Source organism: Microbacterium karelineae, assembly GCF_009745985.1.
Lineage (GTDB): Bacteria > Actinomycetota > Actinomycetes > Actinomycetales > Microbacteriaceae > Microbacterium > Microbacterium karelineae.
The window spans coordinates 137,097-153,029 of record NZ_WFIX01000175.1 but is presented as its reverse complement, the minus strand read 5'-3'; the positions used below and the strand labels follow the sequence as shown (position 1 = coordinate 153,029).

Annotated in this window: 14 protein-coding genes; 7 read left to right on the top strand and 7 right to left on the bottom strand. The window is 70.0% G+C overall.

The annotated features are described in order from the left end of the window. Positions 1-47 precede the first annotated feature (47 nt). Both GB932_RS03995 and GB932_RS03990 read left to right on the top strand, forming a co-directional pair. Complete coding sequence (locus GB932_RS03995) at positions 48-551, top strand: hypothetical protein (protein WP_231915991.1); 504 nt, start codon at positions 48-50, stop codon at positions 549-551. Between the two features lie 66 nt (positions 552-617). Further along, positions 618-2,735: an FAD/NAD(P)-binding protein gene (locus GB932_RS03990; RefSeq protein ID WP_156759409.1), complete on the top strand. Its 2,118-nt coding sequence runs from the start codon at positions 618-620 to the stop codon at positions 2,733-2,735. Between the two features lie 85 nt (positions 2,736-2,820). Here the strand turns inward: GB932_RS03990 and GB932_RS03985 are convergent, their stop codons facing one another. Next, entirely contained in the window at positions 2,821-3,723 is a 903-nt protein-coding gene (locus tag GB932_RS03985; protein ID WP_156759408.1) for a hypothetical protein, read from the bottom strand. A 5-nt stretch (positions 3,724-3,728) separates the two neighbouring features. Next, positions 3,729-4,223 (bottom strand): hypothetical protein, encoded by a 495-nt coding sequence (locus GB932_RS03980; RefSeq protein WP_156759407.1) that lies wholly within the window; start codon positions 4,221-4,223, stop codon positions 3,729-3,731. Between the two features lie 319 nt (positions 4,224-4,542). Here GB932_RS03980 and GB932_RS03975 point away from each other — a divergent pair, with 319 nt between their 5' ends. Continuing rightward, positions 4,543-8,202: an RICIN domain-containing protein gene (locus tag GB932_RS03975; protein ID WP_156759406.1), complete on the top strand. Its 3,660-nt coding sequence runs from the start codon at positions 4,543-4,545 to the stop codon at positions 8,200-8,202. Positions 8,203-8,381: 179 nt separating this feature from the next. On the opposite strand, the gene rpsA is transcribed toward GB932_RS03975, so the two are convergent. Then, the gene (rpsA, locus tag GB932_RS03970) at positions 8,382-9,848 is read right to left on the bottom strand and encodes a 30S ribosomal protein S1 (protein WP_156759405.1); all 1,467 of its coding nucleotides are present in this window, start codon (positions 9,846-9,848) and stop codon (positions 8,382-8,384) included. Positions 9,849-10,267: 419 nt separating this feature from the next. Here rpsA and GB932_RS03965 point away from each other — a divergent pair, with 419 nt between their 5' ends. Continuing rightward, on the top strand, positions 10,268-11,572 hold the full coding sequence (locus GB932_RS03965; RefSeq protein WP_156759404.1) for a DUF4190 domain-containing protein: 1,305 nt from the start codon (positions 10,268-10,270) through the stop codon (positions 11,570-11,572). A gap of 101 nt (positions 11,573-11,673) precedes the next feature. Further along, entirely contained in the window at positions 11,674-11,994 is a 321-nt protein-coding gene (locus GB932_RS03960; protein WP_156759403.1) for a hypothetical protein, read from the top strand. Between the two features lie 45 nt (positions 11,995-12,039). Here the strand turns inward: GB932_RS03960 and GB932_RS03955 are convergent, their stop codons facing one another. Then, complete coding sequence (locus tag GB932_RS03955) at positions 12,040-12,498, bottom strand: hypothetical protein (protein ID WP_156759402.1); 459 nt, start codon at positions 12,496-12,498, stop codon at positions 12,040-12,042. 95 nt (positions 12,499-12,593) lie between these two features. Continuing rightward, on the bottom strand, positions 12,594-12,950 hold the full coding sequence (locus GB932_RS03950) for a TraR/DksA family transcriptional regulator (RefSeq protein WP_156759401.1): 357 nt from the start codon (positions 12,948-12,950) through the stop codon (positions 12,594-12,596). 125 nt (positions 12,951-13,075) lie between these two features. Between GB932_RS03950 and GB932_RS03945 the strand changes: the two genes are divergently transcribed. Both GB932_RS03945 and GB932_RS03940 read left to right on the top strand, forming a co-directional pair. Further along, positions 13,076-13,465 carry a hypothetical protein gene (locus GB932_RS03945; protein ID WP_156759400.1) on the top strand — a complete coding sequence of 130 codons (390 nt, stop codon included), beginning with the start codon at positions 13,076-13,078 and terminating at the stop codon, positions 13,463-13,465. A 52-nt stretch (positions 13,466-13,517) separates the two neighbouring features. After that, entirely contained in the window at positions 13,518-14,291 is a 774-nt protein-coding gene (locus tag GB932_RS03940; RefSeq protein WP_156759399.1) for a hypothetical protein, read from the top strand. Between the two features lie 63 nt (positions 14,292-14,354). Here GB932_RS03940 and ilvC read toward each other — a convergent pair whose 3' ends face one another. Together ilvC and ilvN are read right to left on the bottom strand one after the other, a co-directional pair. Further along, positions 14,355-15,380, bottom strand: coding sequence for a ketol-acid reductoisomerase (ilvC, locus tag GB932_RS03935; RefSeq protein WP_156759398.1), 1,026 nt, complete (start codon positions 15,378-15,380; stop codon positions 14,355-14,357). Positions 15,381-15,422: 42 nt separating this feature from the next. Then, complete coding sequence (gene ilvN, locus GB932_RS03930; protein WP_156759397.1) at positions 15,423-15,929, bottom strand: acetolactate synthase small subunit; 507 nt, start codon at positions 15,927-15,929, stop codon at positions 15,423-15,425. Positions 15,930-15,933: the final 4 nt, after the last annotated feature.

Below are 15,933 nucleotides of genomic sequence, written 5' to 3'. Positions count from 1 at the left end.
CCGCCAGAGTAGCGGGCGGGGCGGGGCCGCTGTGGAACACTGGCCCCATGTCCACCGCCCCGCGCACCCCGAGGATCGTCGTCGCGATCTGCGGCGCGGCGCTGATCGCGGCCTACTCCGTGACCGCCGGCCTGCAGATCCTCCTCTGGAATCCGCTGGCCGCCGTTCCGGGCCGGACCCTGCCCCAGATCCGGGCCGCCATGGAGGCCGCAGGCGAGCATCTCGCCACGGTTCCCGTCCTCATCTTCCTGTCGATCGGGCCCGCCCTCGCCATCGCGGTCCTCGTCCTCGCGGCGACCGGGCTGCTCCCCGATGCGCCGACCGTCGCGATCATGATGCTGGGGATCCTCGTCGCCGGCGCGCCCACGTACTTCGTCGCGTCCTTCGGCCCCGGGATGGCCCTCGCAGATGCGTTCCTGATCAGCGGCGGGGACCACGCGGGATGGGCGGGGCTCCTGTACGCCGTGAGCGCGGCGGCCCTCGTGGCGATGCCGCTGATCGGGCTCGTGGGATACCTCCGCTCGCGCCGCGCGGCCAGCCGGTCAGCGTAGGCCCGGCGCGGCCCCACTCGGCCGTCTCCGGACGCACAGATCTCGTCCGGACGAGAGAATGGACGCATGACCTCTCGCCGCATCGTGCTCGTCGGCGGCGGTCCGCGGGCGGTGTCGCTGCTCGAGCGCATCGCCGCGAACGCGCCCGACGCCGACGGGCTCGAGATCGTCGTGATCGACGACGTGCAGCCGGGCGCGGGGCGCGTGTGGCGCACGGACCAGACGCGCGAGATGTGCATGAACACGCTCGCAGGCGCCGTGACGATGTTCACCGACGCGTCGGTCACGATGGACGGCCCGGTCGTGCCCGGCCCGACGCTGCACGAGTGGTGCCGCCTCGCGCTCGCATCGGCTGGAGGCGCAGGGCCGCGGATCCCCGCTGCTCGGGAGCCGTCGGTCTCGGCGCGCGCCGAGTGCTCGCGCGCCGACGTCAGGGAGCCCCGCTTGCCCGGCGTGCACTGCGAAGACCTCTGGCCGGAGGCGCTGAGCGACTTCCCATCGGCGGCACCGAGCCGGGATCATGAGCCGGGCCTCGCGGATCCCGCTCACGTCGCGGCGTTCCGCGAGGTGCCGGTGCGCGACGGCCTCGTCGACGCCTTTCGCGACGAGCTCTCGTCGCAGCGCCCCGAATCGCACCCGAGCCGCGCCCTGTTCGGCGAGTACCTGCTGTGGTGCCTCGCATGGGCACGAGGCCGCGCCGAGCGGGCGGGGTTCCGGGTCTCGCTCCGCACGGATCGCGCCGTCACGCTGTCCGACGACGGCGATCGACAGGCGCTCGCGCTCGCGTCCGGCGTCACGCTCGCGGCCGATGCGGTCGTGCTCGCGCCCGGCTGGCTCGACTGCGCGCCCGTGGGAGGCGACGCGGCGATCGCGCGGGCCGTCGCGGCGGATCCGGGGCTCGCCTGGGTGCGCCCCGGCAGCCCGATCGACCAGGCGTTCGCCGATGTGCCGGCGGGCGAGGCGGCGATCGTGCGCGGCCTCGGGATGGGCTTCTTCGACGCGATGGCGCTCGTCACGATCGGGCGCGGTGGGCGGTTCGTCGAGCGCGGACACGAGCTGCGGTACATGGCGTCGGGGCTCGAGCCGGTTATGCATGTCACCTCGCATCGCGGGGTGCCGTATCGGGCGAAGTCGGCGTACGGCGGGCTGCCCCCGGCGCCGATCCGCCCGCACCTGAGCTCGATCGACTGGACCACCAGGACGCGAACGATCGACTTCGATGCGGAGATGTGGCCGCTGATCCTCCGGGATGCGTTCGTCGCGCACAGCACGACGCTCGAGCGGGTGAGGCCGGGGTCGATCGACCTTCCGCGCGCGCTCGACGCGATCGCGGCCGCCGAGGGATCGATCGCTGCGCTCGCCGAGGCGACGCGCCCCTTCGTCTGTGACCCGTCCGACATGTTCGATGCCGAGGCGGAGCTGTTCCCGGGTCGCGGGCGGTCGCATGCGTCTCCTGCGGAGTTCCAGGCGTGGGCCGAGGACTTCGTCGCGCGCGACCTCGCCGAGGCCGCGCGGGGCGCCGACTCCCCCGTGAAGGCGGCCCTGTGGTCGGTGTCGGCGGCGCGGGGATTCGCGAGCCGAGTCGGGGCGTTCGGCGGTTTCGACGCCGAGTCGCGGGCCTCGGGCTTCCGGACGCTGTTCGCCGTGGGCGGGATGGCGGGATCCGGCCCGCCCGCGTTCCGGAACCGCCAACTGCTCGCCCTCGCGCGTGCGGGCGTCGTGCGGTTCCTCGGCCCGGCGGGGAGGGTGCGGGTGGAGCGAGACGACGAGGCGCTGTCCGGGCGACGGAGGTTCGTCGCGTCTTCGGACGCCGTTGACGGCTCGGAGTTGGCTGCGCGTGTGCTGGTGGACGCGTGGATGCGCGCGCATGACGTGTCGGAGTCGGCCGATCCGCTCGTGCGATCGCTCGTCGACGCGGGCCGCGCGCGGGCGTTCGCCGTGCGATCTCGCGACGGCGGCTCGGTGCGCACGGGCGGCATCGACGTGGATCCCGCGACCGGTCGGCTCGTGCGGGCCGATGGGTCCGTCGATCCCGCCGTGCACGCGGCCGGCATCCCGCTGAACGAGACGCGCCACGACACTCTGATCAGCCCGATGCCGGGCGCCGACGCGAACATGCTGCGCGAGACCGACGCGATCGCCCGCAGCGTGCTCGATGGGATATTCGCCCGCGAAAGGACATGATCTTCGCGAGAGCACATGACATATCCTGTGCTCTCGCACAACGCCTGTCCTCTCGCGGTCGCGGCCTCGATTGGCGCGCCGCGACTCAGAAGACAGACCCGCAGCCGGGCGAGGTCGGATCCTCCTCACACGTGCCGTCGACGAGATAGGACTGCTTCTCGTAGACGCGCACGGCGACCCCGTCTCCCGGAGAGACGATGTAGCCGTTCACGGGGAACACGCCCCACTGACCGAAGTCGACGGTCGCGGAATAGGCGACATCGACGGTCACTGTGACGAGGCCGCGCTGGCCATAGGTGTGACTCGTCGCGGTGGGCGTGAGCTGCTCCTGCCCGAGCTCGTCCCAGGTCGGGGCCGACGCGGACACGTCGATGACGGTGCCGTCACCGTAGTCGATCGTGGCGAACTCGGGCGAGAAGGTCACCCACACGGGCAGACCGAACAGCTCGCCCCCGACCGTGTGCGTCGAGGTCGAGACGGCGACGTTCATCGGGGCGCGCATGATCGCGATGCCGTGCGGCTCGATCACGGGCGGCGTCGGCTGCGGGGCGAACGAGGCGATGTCCTCGACGACGATCGGCGGGATGTCAGGAACCGCCGGTGAGCCGGGCTCCGGGGCCGGTTCCTCGGGCTCCGGCGGAGGATCCGTCGCGCACTCGTTCCCGACGGGGACCTCCCCCGGGTCGAGGCACTGCCACCCGCCGTTGTCATCGGCGCCGGGTGGCGAGTCGGGCTGACCAGGCACCTGCGGATCGCCGGGATCGCCGATCGGCACAGGCGGGGCGGGCGCGCCCGGATCCGGCGCCGGCTGCGGTGCCGGGTTGGGCGGCGGCCCGTACTCCTCGTCGTCCCCGATGTCGAGGTGGTCCTCGCCGCCTCCGTCGCAGAGGCCAGCTCGTGTTTCCTCAACACTGCACTCCTTGGTCGGTCGAAACTCATGAGAGTCAGCGAACGGCGAGGCGACTACGACGGCGACCAGGATTGCCACCCGACCTAGCATCCTTCGAGCTCCGTCTCATCGAAGTGAGAGATGAGAATTTTGCTGTCGACCGATTCGAAGGTCAGCTCCACCCCATAGATCGGATCTTCACGCGGCACCTTCCACCCCTTGCCGTCAATATTGAGCTCATAGGCCGAGTCATCAATACAGGCGGTCGCCTCAACGACGATCTGGTCTCCCACAGTTCGATACTCGGTCGTCTCAAACTCGCGAATAATCGACTCGCCTCGCGCCTGAACATCGTGTCCATCAAGTACAGAATCGCCGTCATAGTGGTCGCGAAGATCGCCGGTGATGTGCTCCAAAGTCTGCGCTCTTGCTTCTTCGTCGTCAGAGAACGCATCAACTGACCAGTACCCCCGAAACGTCTCCTCCGCCGCGGCGTATGCCTCCTCCTCGGTCCACTCGGGCTCGGGTTCGCTCGCGCAGGACGTGAGGGCGACGGCGGCGAGCGCCAGGGCTGCGATCGAGGCGGCGGTGCGGAGCATGTCGAACACGGTAGAGGAAATCACGAGAGGGCGTCGAAAGTTATCCACAGGCCTGCGCCCGGCGTCAGAGGCGTCGCTCCCGCGGGCGAGCCGAAACGACGGACATGAGCCGAATCGACGGATCCGAGACCGTCCGTCAGTCCGCAGGATGAGCGGATCTCCGTACGAACGGCTCGCGCCCTGGCAGGGCACCGTACGACCCGCCCACCTGCCCCGGCTCCCCGCACCTTCCGCGATGGTTGCGTAAACATGTAATGTCGTCGGCGTCGGCCCGGATCCGCCGGGGCGACGCTTTCGACGACGAAAGGGGACGGTGTCGATGCCGACATCGCACACATTCCGGCGCGCCGCGGCGCTCACGACGGGGGCCGCGCTCTTCGCGGGCTGCCTCACCGTGCTCCCGGCAGCGGGGTCGGCCGAGGCGGCCGAGCGCTCCGTCACGCTCACGCCGAATCCCGCCTACACGGGCGATGAGTTCGAGGGCTGGGGCACGAGTCTCGTCTGGTTCGCGAACGCGACGGGCGGCTATCCGGAGGAACTGCGCGAGCAGCTGTACCAGGCGGTCTTCGGCGACGACGGCCTCGACCTCAACATCGCCCGGTACAACATCGGCGGCGGCAACGCGTCCGACGTCGACGACTATCTGCGGGCGGGAGGAGCGGTCGATGGATGGTGGGCGGCGGATCCCGACGGCTCGACCGGCACCTACGGCGGGGCGGCCACGACATACGCTGAGCGCGACACGATCCTCGCGGAGTTCGATGCGGACGACCCGTCGCACTACGACCTGAGCGCCGACGAGACGCAGCGCTGGTGGGTCGACCGCCTCGTCGCCGACGACCGGATCACCCACTGGGAGACGTTCGCGAACTCCGCGCCGTATTTCATGACCGAGAGCGGATACGTCTCGGGAGGTTTCGACGCAGGCGACGAGCAGCTGAAGCCGGAGGCCGACGAGGCCTTCGCCCGCTACCTCGTGAACGTGACGGAGCGGCTCGAGGCCGAGCACGGGATCCAGGTCGAGACGATCGATCCGTTCAACGAGCCGAACACGAACTACTGGGGTACGCAGCTCGCGGACGGCGTGCCCGTCGGCGGCCGCCAGGAGGGCATGCACGTCGGCCCCGAGCGCCAGGTCGACGTCGTCGGCGCCCTCGCGGGTGCCCTGGACGGCGCCGCCACCGATGCCCGGATCGCGGCGATGGACGAGACGAACCCGGGCCTCTTCGCGACGAACTGGGCGGCGTACCCCGCCGAGGCGCGGGACGAGGTCGCCCGCATGAACGTGCACACCTACGGCACGGACGGGCGCCTCGTCGTGCGCGACCTCGCGAAGCAGGCGGACACGCCGCTGTGGATGAGCGAGATCGAGGGCAGCTGGGTCGACGGCTACGACCCCGTGAACATCGAGAACGGCCTCGGCATCGCCGGACGCATCATGGACGACCTGCGCGAGCTCGAGCCGTCGGCGTGGGTGCTGTGGCAGCCCGTCGAGGACCTCTACAACATGCAGCCGCAGGGCGAGGACCTCAATTGGGGATCCGTGTTCATCGACCTCGACTGCGAGCCGTATGACGAGGGCGGCGAGACGGTGTGGAAGTCCGCCCGCCGCGTCTCGGATGCGGGAGGCGACCCGTCGGCCGTCGAGCCGTGCGGTGTCGAGACGAACTCGAAGTTCCACACGATCCGGAACTTCACGAAGTTCATCCGCGAGGGCGATCGCCTCATCCCGATCGATGACACCTCCAGCACGGCGGCCGTTCGGGGCGACGGCACCGGCGCCACGATCGTGCACCGCAACAAGAGCACCGACGAGTCGAGCATCACCCTCGACCTGTCCGGCTTCGGCGAGATCGCGGACGGCGCGACGGTGACGCCGGTCGTCACGACCCAGGCGCCGTCGGCCGACGACCCGGCGGCGAACGCTCTCGTGGAGGGATCCCCCACCGCGATCGACCGCGGATCCGCGTCGGCCACGCTGACGGTCCCCGCGAAGTCGGTCACCACGTTCGTCATCGACGGCGTCGCGGGCGTCTCGGACGACGCGCCCGCCATCGAGGACGGCCGCAGCTACCAGTTCGTCGGCGCGCAGAGCGGCAAGGCGCTCACTGCGGGCGGCGACGGTGCGGCGACGAGCATCAGCGACCCGACCGAGGAGACCGCCGCCGCGTCCGCGCAGAAGTGGACGGCCCACGAGGTGCCGGCCGGCGAGCGTGCGGCGACGCGGCGCGTCGTGCTCGAGAACGGCGACGGGCGGATCCTCGGCGCGACGAGCGAGGGAACCGATCTGCGCGAGGTCTCCCCCGAGGCGGCCTCCGCGGATCCGGCCACGCGCTGGATCGTGAACACGACCGACGGCCGCACCTTCACGCTCGTGAACGAGTCGCTCGCGCTCGCGCTCGAGGTCGGCGGCGCGTCGACGGCAGACGGTGCGTCGGTCGGCGTCTACGGATCGAACGGCGGCGCGAACCAGGCGTGGGAGGCGCGCGACCTGACACCCGTCGACGGATCCGCCGTCGCCGCCCGCACGACGGCCGGCGTCGCGCCCGACCTGCCCGACACCGTCCTCGCGCAGTACGCGTGGGGCACGGGCGCCGCGGTCCCCGTCGAATGGGACATGCCCGACGAGACCGCGTGGGATTCCGCGGGCCGCGTCGAGGTGCCGGGAGCGGCCGTCGACCCGTACGGGCAGGAGTTCGCCGTCGTCGCGCACGTCGACGTCGGCGGTCTGACGGCGACGGATCCCGTGTCGATCACGGTCGCCGAGGGCGCGGGCCTCGACGCGGTGCGCGCCCAGGCTCCTGACGAGGTGCCCGCCCGCGTGGGCGCGTCGGAGCACGCGTTCGGCGTGCCCGTCGAGTGGGACTGGTCGTCACTCGACGAGGCGGCGCTCGGCTCCGTGGGCGAGGTGTCCGTCACCGGCGTCGCGTACGCGGACGGCGGCGATCTCGATGCCCGCCTGACCGTGCTCGTGACGACCAGCACGCTGCGCAGCTTCGCCGCGGACGGCGGCGTCGCGGTCGAGGCGAGCTACGCGGAGCCCGGCTACCCCGCCGAGCGCACACTGAACGGCGTGCTCGACGACAAGGGATGGTCGAACTGGTCGGGCGGCGCGCAGGAGTCCACGAGCACGCTCACCTACACGTTCGAGGCGCGGGAGCTGGCGCAGGCCGCGATCCGCTTCTGGCGCGATGGACGCGCGAGCTGGGCCGAGACCATGGCCCTCGAGCTGCGCGATGCGGACGGCGCGTGGTCCGCGGCGCCGGGATGGGAGGATCCGCAGGCGGTCGACTCCCCCTCCGTCGGGGCGCCGACGGTGACGGCGGAGTTCCCCGCGATGATGGCCACCGGCGTGCGCTTCGTGATGCATGCCGCCGAGGGAATGCACATGATCGTCTCGGAGGTCGAGCTGTTCGAGCCCGTGGCGTCACCGGCCGCGACGGCGTCGCTCGCCGATCTGCGGGTCGCAGGCGAGACCGTGGCGGGCTTCTCCCCCGACGAGACGTCCTACGAGGTGACGGTCGGCGCCGCCGACGCACCCGTCGTGCAGGCGTTCCCCGTCGACGATGAGGCATCCGTCGCAGTCGAGCAGCCGTCGGAGGAGAACGGCTGGACGGCGCGCGTCTCCGCGGTGTCGGCGGACGGATCCGAGACGAGCACCACGACCGTGACGGTGAGCGTCGGAGCGGATCCGTCGATCACCACGACGACCTCGCATCGCTGCCTCGGCCCGAACGGCGTGCTCACCGTGACCGCGACGAACGCGGGTGATGCGCCCGCCGACATCGAGGTGTCCACCGCCTATGGCGAGAGGACATTCGACGACATCGAGCCCGGCGACAGCGCCTCGACGGCCTTCCGCACGCGGATGAGCGAGACGCCTGCCGGCGAGGCGGAGATCCTCGCCACCGCGCGGGTCGACGGCGAACCCGTGACGGATCGGTCGACGGCGCCGTACGGGGCCTTCGCCTGCGAGTGATCCGGATTCGGCCGGGGGCGCTCGGCCGTCGCTCCGGAGATCGCCCCGTTCGCCGGACCGGGCCCTCGGATCCGGTCCGGCGAACGGGACAGTCCCGGCGAACCCCGTTCGCGGGGAGACGCGGAACGGGCCGGACCCCCGAGGGGATCCGGCCCGTTCTGCTGTCAGTCAGCCGAGATTCAGCTGCCGGCGAGCTTCTCGCGGAGCGCCGCGAGAGCCTCGTCGTCGGCCAGAGCACCGGCGCCGCCGGTCTCGGTCGAGGAGAAGCTGCTCGAGCTGCTCGCGCCGGCCGGTGCGGCCTCTTCGGCGTTCGCCTCGGCCTCGATGGCCTTGGCGACCTGCTCCTTGTGCTGCTCCCAGCGAGCCTGAGCCGTTGCGTACTCCTGCTCCCACGCCTCGCGCGCCTCGTCGTAGCCCTCGAGCCACTGGTTGGTCTCGGGGTCGAAGCCCTCGGGGAACTTGTACTCGCCGTTCTCGTCGTACTCGGTCGTCATGCCGTACAGCGACGGGTCGAACTCGGTGCCGTTCGGGTCGACCATGTCGTTGGCCTGCTTGAGCGACAGCGAGATGCGGCGACGGTCGAGATCGATGTCGATGACGCGGACGAAGAGCTCCTCGCCAACCGAGACGACCTGCTCGGCCATCTCGACGTGCTTGTGCGACAGCTCGGAGATGTGCACGAGGCCCTCGATGCCGTCCGCGACGCGGACGAACGCGCCGAACGGAACGAGCTTCGTGACCTTGCCCGGCGTGATCTGGCCGATCTGGTGCGTGCGGGCGAAGACCTGCCACGGGTCCTCCTGCGTCGCCTTCAGCGACAGGGAGACGCGCTCGCGGTCGAGGTCGACCTCGAGAACCTCGACGGTGACCTCCTGGCCCACCTCGACGACCTCGCTGGCGTGGTCGATGTGCTTCCAGGACAGCTCGGAGACGTGCACGAGGCCGTCCACGCCGCCCAGGTCGACGAACGCACCGAAGTTGACGATCGACGAGACCTGGCCCTTGCGGACCTGGCCCTTGTGCAGGCCGTTGAGGAACTGGGCGCGGGTCGCCGACTGCGTCTCCTCGAGGAGGGCGCGGCGCGACAGGACCACGTTGTTGCGGTTCTTGTCGAGCTCGAGGATCTTCGCCTCGAGCTCCTGGCCGAGGTACGGCGTGAGGTCGCGGACGCGACGCAGCTCGATGAGCGAGGCCGGCAGGAAGCCGCGGAGGCCGATGTCGAGGATGAGGCCGCCCTTGACGACCTCGATGACCGTGCCCTTGACGACACCGTCGTTCTCCTTGACCTGCTCCACGTCGCCCCAGGCGCGCTCGTACTGAGCCCGTTTCTTCGACAGGATCAGGCGGCCTTCCTTGTCCTCCTTCTGGAGGACGAGGGCCTCGATGTGGTCGCCGACCTTGACGACGTCGTCGGGGTTGACGTCGTGCTTGATGGAGAGCTCGCGGGAGGGGATCACGCCCTCGGTCTTGTAGCCGACGTCGAGCAGAACCTCGTCGCGGTCGATCTTGACGATCTCGCCGTCGATGATGTCGCCGTCGTTGAAGAACTTGAGAGTCTTCTCGACCGCGGCCAGGAAGTCCTCAGCAGAGCCGATGTCGTTGATCGCGACCTGCGTGGTGGCCGAGGCGGTCGTTGCGTTAGTCATGTAGTGGTTAGCCTTCAGGGGTTGTGTACTCGGGCCTCAGGTTCCGGCCGGCGACATGCCGACGCATCTTCAGGAACCGAAGCGGTTGGATGGGGTTTTCGACTTCACGCGGCAGTCTTGACGGCGCACCCGCAGGCATGCCGCGCCGACGCGCGCACGCGTGACAGCTCAGAGTACCAGACGCACACAGCGCGATGCCAGACGGGGAGCGGGATGCGCGGCCACCGCGGGCGAGATGCGCGGGCGGCGATGTGCGACACACTGTCAGCGGCGCGCGACACATGGGCAGTTCTGTCCGCACGGATCCGCGCCGAGATCGATAGCCTGAGAGGGCGCGTGAACTCGTGCGGCCTTCGTCCCGGCCGCGCGGCCTGCTCCCCCGGCATGCGACACGTGAACGACCGAGAGTCAGGAGCATCATGTCCGACAGCAACCAGCCCCACGACCCGAGCGCACAGCCGCCGATGCCGCCCGTCCCGCACGAGGACGGCCAACCGGCCGAGCCCGCCGTTCCTCAGGAGCCCGCCGCCCCCACCGCCCCGCAGGGCGAGCCCGTTCCACCGTACGCACAGCCCGCCGAGTCGGCCTCCCCGTACGCACAGCCGGGCGCAGAGCAGTCCGGCTACGGGTACCCGGGCGGGCCGCAGCAGTCCTCCAGCTACCCCGGCGCGGCGCCCGAGGGCGGCGCACCGTATGGCGGCCCCGGCTCGCACGTGCCGCCGCCCGCGTCGCCGTACGGATCGGCTGGCGGCGCCGGCGCCCCGAAGCAGGGTGGCAAGGGGCTCGCGGTCACGGCGCTCGTGCTCGCGATCATCGGCACGATCCTCTGCTTCATCCCCTTCGCCGTCTTCCTCGGCATCGTCGTCGTCATCGTGGCGCTCATCCTGTCGATCGTCGCACTCGTCAAGAAGGCGAACGGCAGGGGCCTCAGCATCGCGGCGCTCATCGTGTCGGGCGTCGGCACGCTGGTCGGCATCGGAATGCTCATCCTCACCTTCACGATCATCGCCTTCGTCGGCACCGCCGCGGACGACCTCGACGGATTCATCGAGGACAACCCCGAGATCTTCGAGGAGGATCCCGACTTCGGCGACTTCGAGGGCGGCGCCGAGGACGGCGCAGCCGATGGGGCGACCGAGGCGGAGACCACCGTCGCCGACATCGACGTCGACGTCACCGATCAGGCGTTCTGGAGCGACGACACCTTCACCTATGTGACCGCCGTCGTCGAAAGCGGCAGCGCCGATCTCGTGTTCCAGGATCTCGAAGTCACGATCGATCTCCTCGATGCCTCGGGCGACGTCATCGACTCGAGCTACGACCTCATCACGGTCATGCCCGACAGCCCGGCGCTCGCGACGTCGAGCTTCCTCGATGTCGACGCCGACGCGATCGACGATGTCGCCGTGAACGTGACCGACGCGTATGGCCGCGAGCCCGTGTCCGCCGCGGAGTTCGGCGCCATCACCGTCGGCGACATCGAGGCAGAGGCCGACGACTACTCGACGACGCTCTCGGGAGAGGTCACCTCGACCTCCCCGGTCGAGCGCAACTACGTCGAGATCGACGTCATCGTGCGCGACGCCGACGGGACGCCGATCGGTCTCGAGTGGGGCACCGTCGATGTGCTCCCGGCCGACGGGACCGCCGAGTTCACCATCGACTCGTACCTCGAGATGCCGAAGGACGCCGTGTTCGAGGCGTACGCGCAGTCGGGCTACTGAGCCTCGCCCCACTTCCCCGCATGATGCCGCTGGGCTCACGCCGGCAGACCCAGCGGCATCCGCGGAGAACCTGATCCGATCCGAACACGATGACGAGGTCGATGACCGACGCAGCCCAGCGCAGGCCGCTCTCCCGCAGTGCGTTGGTCCTCGCGATCGTCGGGATCGGCACATCGCTCGTCCCGTTCCTCACGGTCTTCGCCGTGATCCCGCTCACGGCGGCTCTCGTGTTCGCGATCGTCGCGCTCGCCAAGCGCGCTGACGGGCGCGGTACGAGCATCGCGGCGCTGATCGTCGCGCTCGTGGGCTACGCCATGACCGTCGTGATGTTCCTCGTCTCCGTGGGGATCTTCGTCTGGCTCGTCACGCCCGAGCCGGCGACCCCCGGCGCCCTCGCGGCGTCGCCCGGCGTCGGGGCGTGACACGCTCACGAACTCGATCCGCGCCGGGCTATGCGGCACTCGCCGTCACGCCGCGCGTCGCGCCGGCTCGCCGATCACGTGTGCGCCCTCGTCCGACAGCACCAGCTGCGCCCGCAGCGCGCGCGGATCGGAGGCGAACGCGGTGCGCATGGCGTCGATCCACGCGAGCGTGTCCGCCCGCGCGCCCGGCGCCCCCGGCCGCTCCCACACCACGACGACGGCCGACACCGGCGCATCGCGCACGATGTCCGCCACACGCGCGCCGAGCATCTCGGCCGCCGCGACCGGGCCATCGCTCGGCATCGCGACGACCGCGCCCGCGTCGGCGGGAAGGTCGTCGATCGGGATCAGGACCTCGGTCGAGCGCATCTCATCGTCGAGCAGCAGGAGCCACACACGCGCCGTGCTGGCCGTGCCGAGAAGCGCCGAGACGAGCCGGACGAGGTCGCGATCGTCCGTCAGCGGGCGGGTGCGGAGCATCTGAAGGGAATCGAAGTCTGTCATGCGCCCAGCCTGACGACCTCTCGCCGTCGCCGCCCGCCGAGAACCCCCGATTGTGGATGGATATCGCGGATCCGCGAAATCTGTGGACAAGCGGATCAGCGTCGCGAAGCGCACTCCACGCACATCGTCGCAGTCGGACGCACGCGCAGCCGTGCGACCGGGATCCCCCGCCCGCACGAGACGCAGACGCCGTACTCGTCCGCGTCGAGGCGCGCGAGCGCCGCATCGATCGCCGACAGTTCGGCCCTGGCCTCCGCGTCGATCCCGGTCAGCCGCGACCACTCCTCCGAGATCGTCGTGCCCTCCGGATCGTGCTCGTCGTCCGCCGTCGCCGCCGATCGCGCGCTCGCCAGCTCGCTCAGATCCTCCCCGCCGCGACGCCGCGCCTGCACGACGGACGCGCGATGCTCCTCGAGGAGGGCGCGGAACTCCGCGCGATGTTCGGACTTCATGCTCCGACACAGTAGGCCGCCGCGCCCTCGAGCGGTACCGGTCCGGCGAGAATCTCGAACTCGCCGATAGGCTGGAGGACACGTCGTAGGTCGTGCCGCGCGGTCGTGCGGCGCCGGAGAAAGAGTTGTCCGACATCACCGATCCCACCGCTGTTCCTGCGCCTCCGCACGACAACACCTCCCCCGACTCCGCAGGCGGCAACGCGGGGCGACGATACGCGATCGTCCCACTTGTTCTGGCGCTCGTCAGCCTGTCCGGGGCGGTCTTCCCCCTCGTGTATATCCAGAGGTTCGACGACCACTGGTTCATCGCCCTGCTATGGGTCGCCCTGCCCATCACGGCGCTCTTCGCCGTGACGAGCCTCGTGAGTCTCAGACTCGTGAAGAAGCAGCGCCACCGTACCGGGGCAGGCATCGCCAAGTTCGTCGCCGTGGTCGCCCTGCTCCCCCCTCCCCCCATCGGCGTCGCCGGCGCGATCGTGTCGGGCTTCATCGCCATGATGATTCCCGGATGATCGGAGCCGTTCCCTCACTTCCTTCACTGACCGTCACGCACCGAACGGAATCATGAGAACGACGACCCGACTGCTCATCGCCCTGGCCGGCATCGCCGCGATCGCGGCGGTCTACATCCTCCACACGACGCTCATCGTCGAGGTCCCCTTGTTCGTCCTGGGGCTCTCGGCGATCGCGTACGCGGTGTTCTGGAGACGAGGGAAGATCCGCGGATCGTCGTCGACCCCGGGGGCGACCGACTACCCCGGTGCCGACCTCCCCGCGTGCACGATCCAGCAGCTCTCGTTCTACACCGAACCCGTCGCCGGCGACCTCTACGCCGCCGCGATCATCGAGATGCCCGAAGACGGGACCGTGTACGAACGCGTCGACGTGGTGTTCAACGTCCTGGACCTGAACAGCGACGTCGTCGAGTCGAACTCGTACCAGATCACCCTCCGTCCCGGGCGGAACCTCGCAACGGCCGACCTGATGGACCTTGCGGACGTCGATCACCCGACCATCACGGTGTCGCTCGACGGACGCGACGCCCGCGCCGTCCCCGAGGCCGAGTTCGGCCGCATCGAGGTGTCGCCTCTCGAGGTCGAGCGCGGCGACGGCGACGCGCAGCTCAGTGCCTCCATCGTGCACCGCGCCGGCACCGACGACCGGGAGCTCTGGCTCGACACGAGGACCGTGATCCGCGGCGCGGAAGGCGAGATCGTGGAATGCGACGACGACTCCTTCGGTTGGAAGGCAGCGGGGTTCACCTTCCCATACCGCGCGTACCTCGATTCCCTCCCCGACGACGCCGAATTGGAGGTGTTCGTCGAGGTCTACCGCTGATGCATCGCCGGACGACGAAACGCCCCGCACCGGGATCGGTGCGGGGCGTTCTGCTCAGGGCGATCAGCGCGCAGCGGTGCCCTCGACATAGTCGTCGTCGCTCTTCTTCCAGGAGAACAGCGCGCGGAGCTCGCGACCCGTCGTCTCGATCGGGTGCTGCTCCTCCTCGGCGCGGAGCTTCTGGAACTCGGGAGCGCCCGCGTCCTGGTCGTCGATGAAGCGCCTCGCGAACGCGCCGGACTGGATGTCGGCGAGGACGGCCTTCATGGACTCCTTGACGCGCTCGTCGATGACGCGCGGGCCCGAGACGTAGTCACCGTACTCAGCCGTGTCGGAGATGCTCCAGCGCTGCTTCGCGATGCCGCCCTCCCACATGAGGTCGACGATGAGCTTCAGCTCGTGCAGCACCTCGAAGTAGGCGATCTCGGGCTGGTAGCCCGCCTCGGTGAGCGTCTCGAAGCCCGCCTGCACGAGGTGGCTCATGCCGCCGCAGAGGACGGCCTGCTCGCCGAACAGGTCGGTCTCGGTCTCCTCCGTGAAGGTCGTCTTGATGACGCCCGCACGGGTGCCGCCGATGCCGGCCGCGTACGAGAGGGCGAGGTCCCACGCCGCTCCCGAGGCGTCCTTCTCGACGCCGATGATGTCGGGGATCCCGCGGCCCGCGGCGAACTCGCGACGCACCGTGTGGCCGGGGGCCTTCGGCGCGATGAGGATCACGTCGACGCCCTCGGGCGCCTCGATGAGGCCGAAGCGGATGTTGAAGCCGTGCGCGAAGGCGAGGGCCTTGCCCGGCGCGAGGTTCGGCTTGATGCCCTCGGCGTAGATCGTGCGCTGGTGCTGGTCCGGCGCGAGGATCATGATGACGTCGGCCCAGGCCGTCGCGTCGGCGACCGACTTCACGTCGAAGCCGTCGTCGGACGCCTTCTGCGCCGACTTGGATCCCTCACGCAGCGCGACCGTGACCTCGACACCCGAGTCGCGAAGGTTCTGGGCGTGGGCGTGGCCCTGCGAGCCGTAGCCCACGATCGCCACCTTCTTGGACTGGATGATCGACAGATCTGCGTCTGCGTCGTAGAGGATCTCTGCCACTTTGTGCTCCTTGTTGTTCTTCGATTTCGTCTGCGGGTCGTATCAGCGCAGGGCGCGCTCGGAGATCGATTTGGGGCCGCGGCCGAGCGCGAGAAGGCCCGACTGCGAGATCTCCTTGATGCCGAACGGCGTGATCGCCTTCTGGAAAGCGTCGACCTTGCCCTGATCGCCCGTGATCTCGATCACGAGCGAGTCCTGCGCGTAGTCGACGACGTTCGCCCGGAAGAGGCTCACGACCTCGAGCAGGTTTCCGCGCGTCGCGTTGTCGGCGCGCACCTTCACGAGCATGTGCTGGCGCTGCACCGAGGCCGCCGGGTCGAGCTCGACGATCTTGACGACGTTGATGAGCTTGTTCAGCTGCTTCGTCACCTGCTCGAGCGGGAGGGACGCGACGTCGACGACGACGGTGATCCGCGACAGGCCGGGGACCTCGGTCACGCCCACGGCGAGCGAGTGGATGTTGAACCCGCGTCGGGCGAACAGGCCGGCGACGCGCGTGAGCAGGCCGGGGGTGTCCTCGACGAGGAGACTGAGAACGTGCTTCGACATGATG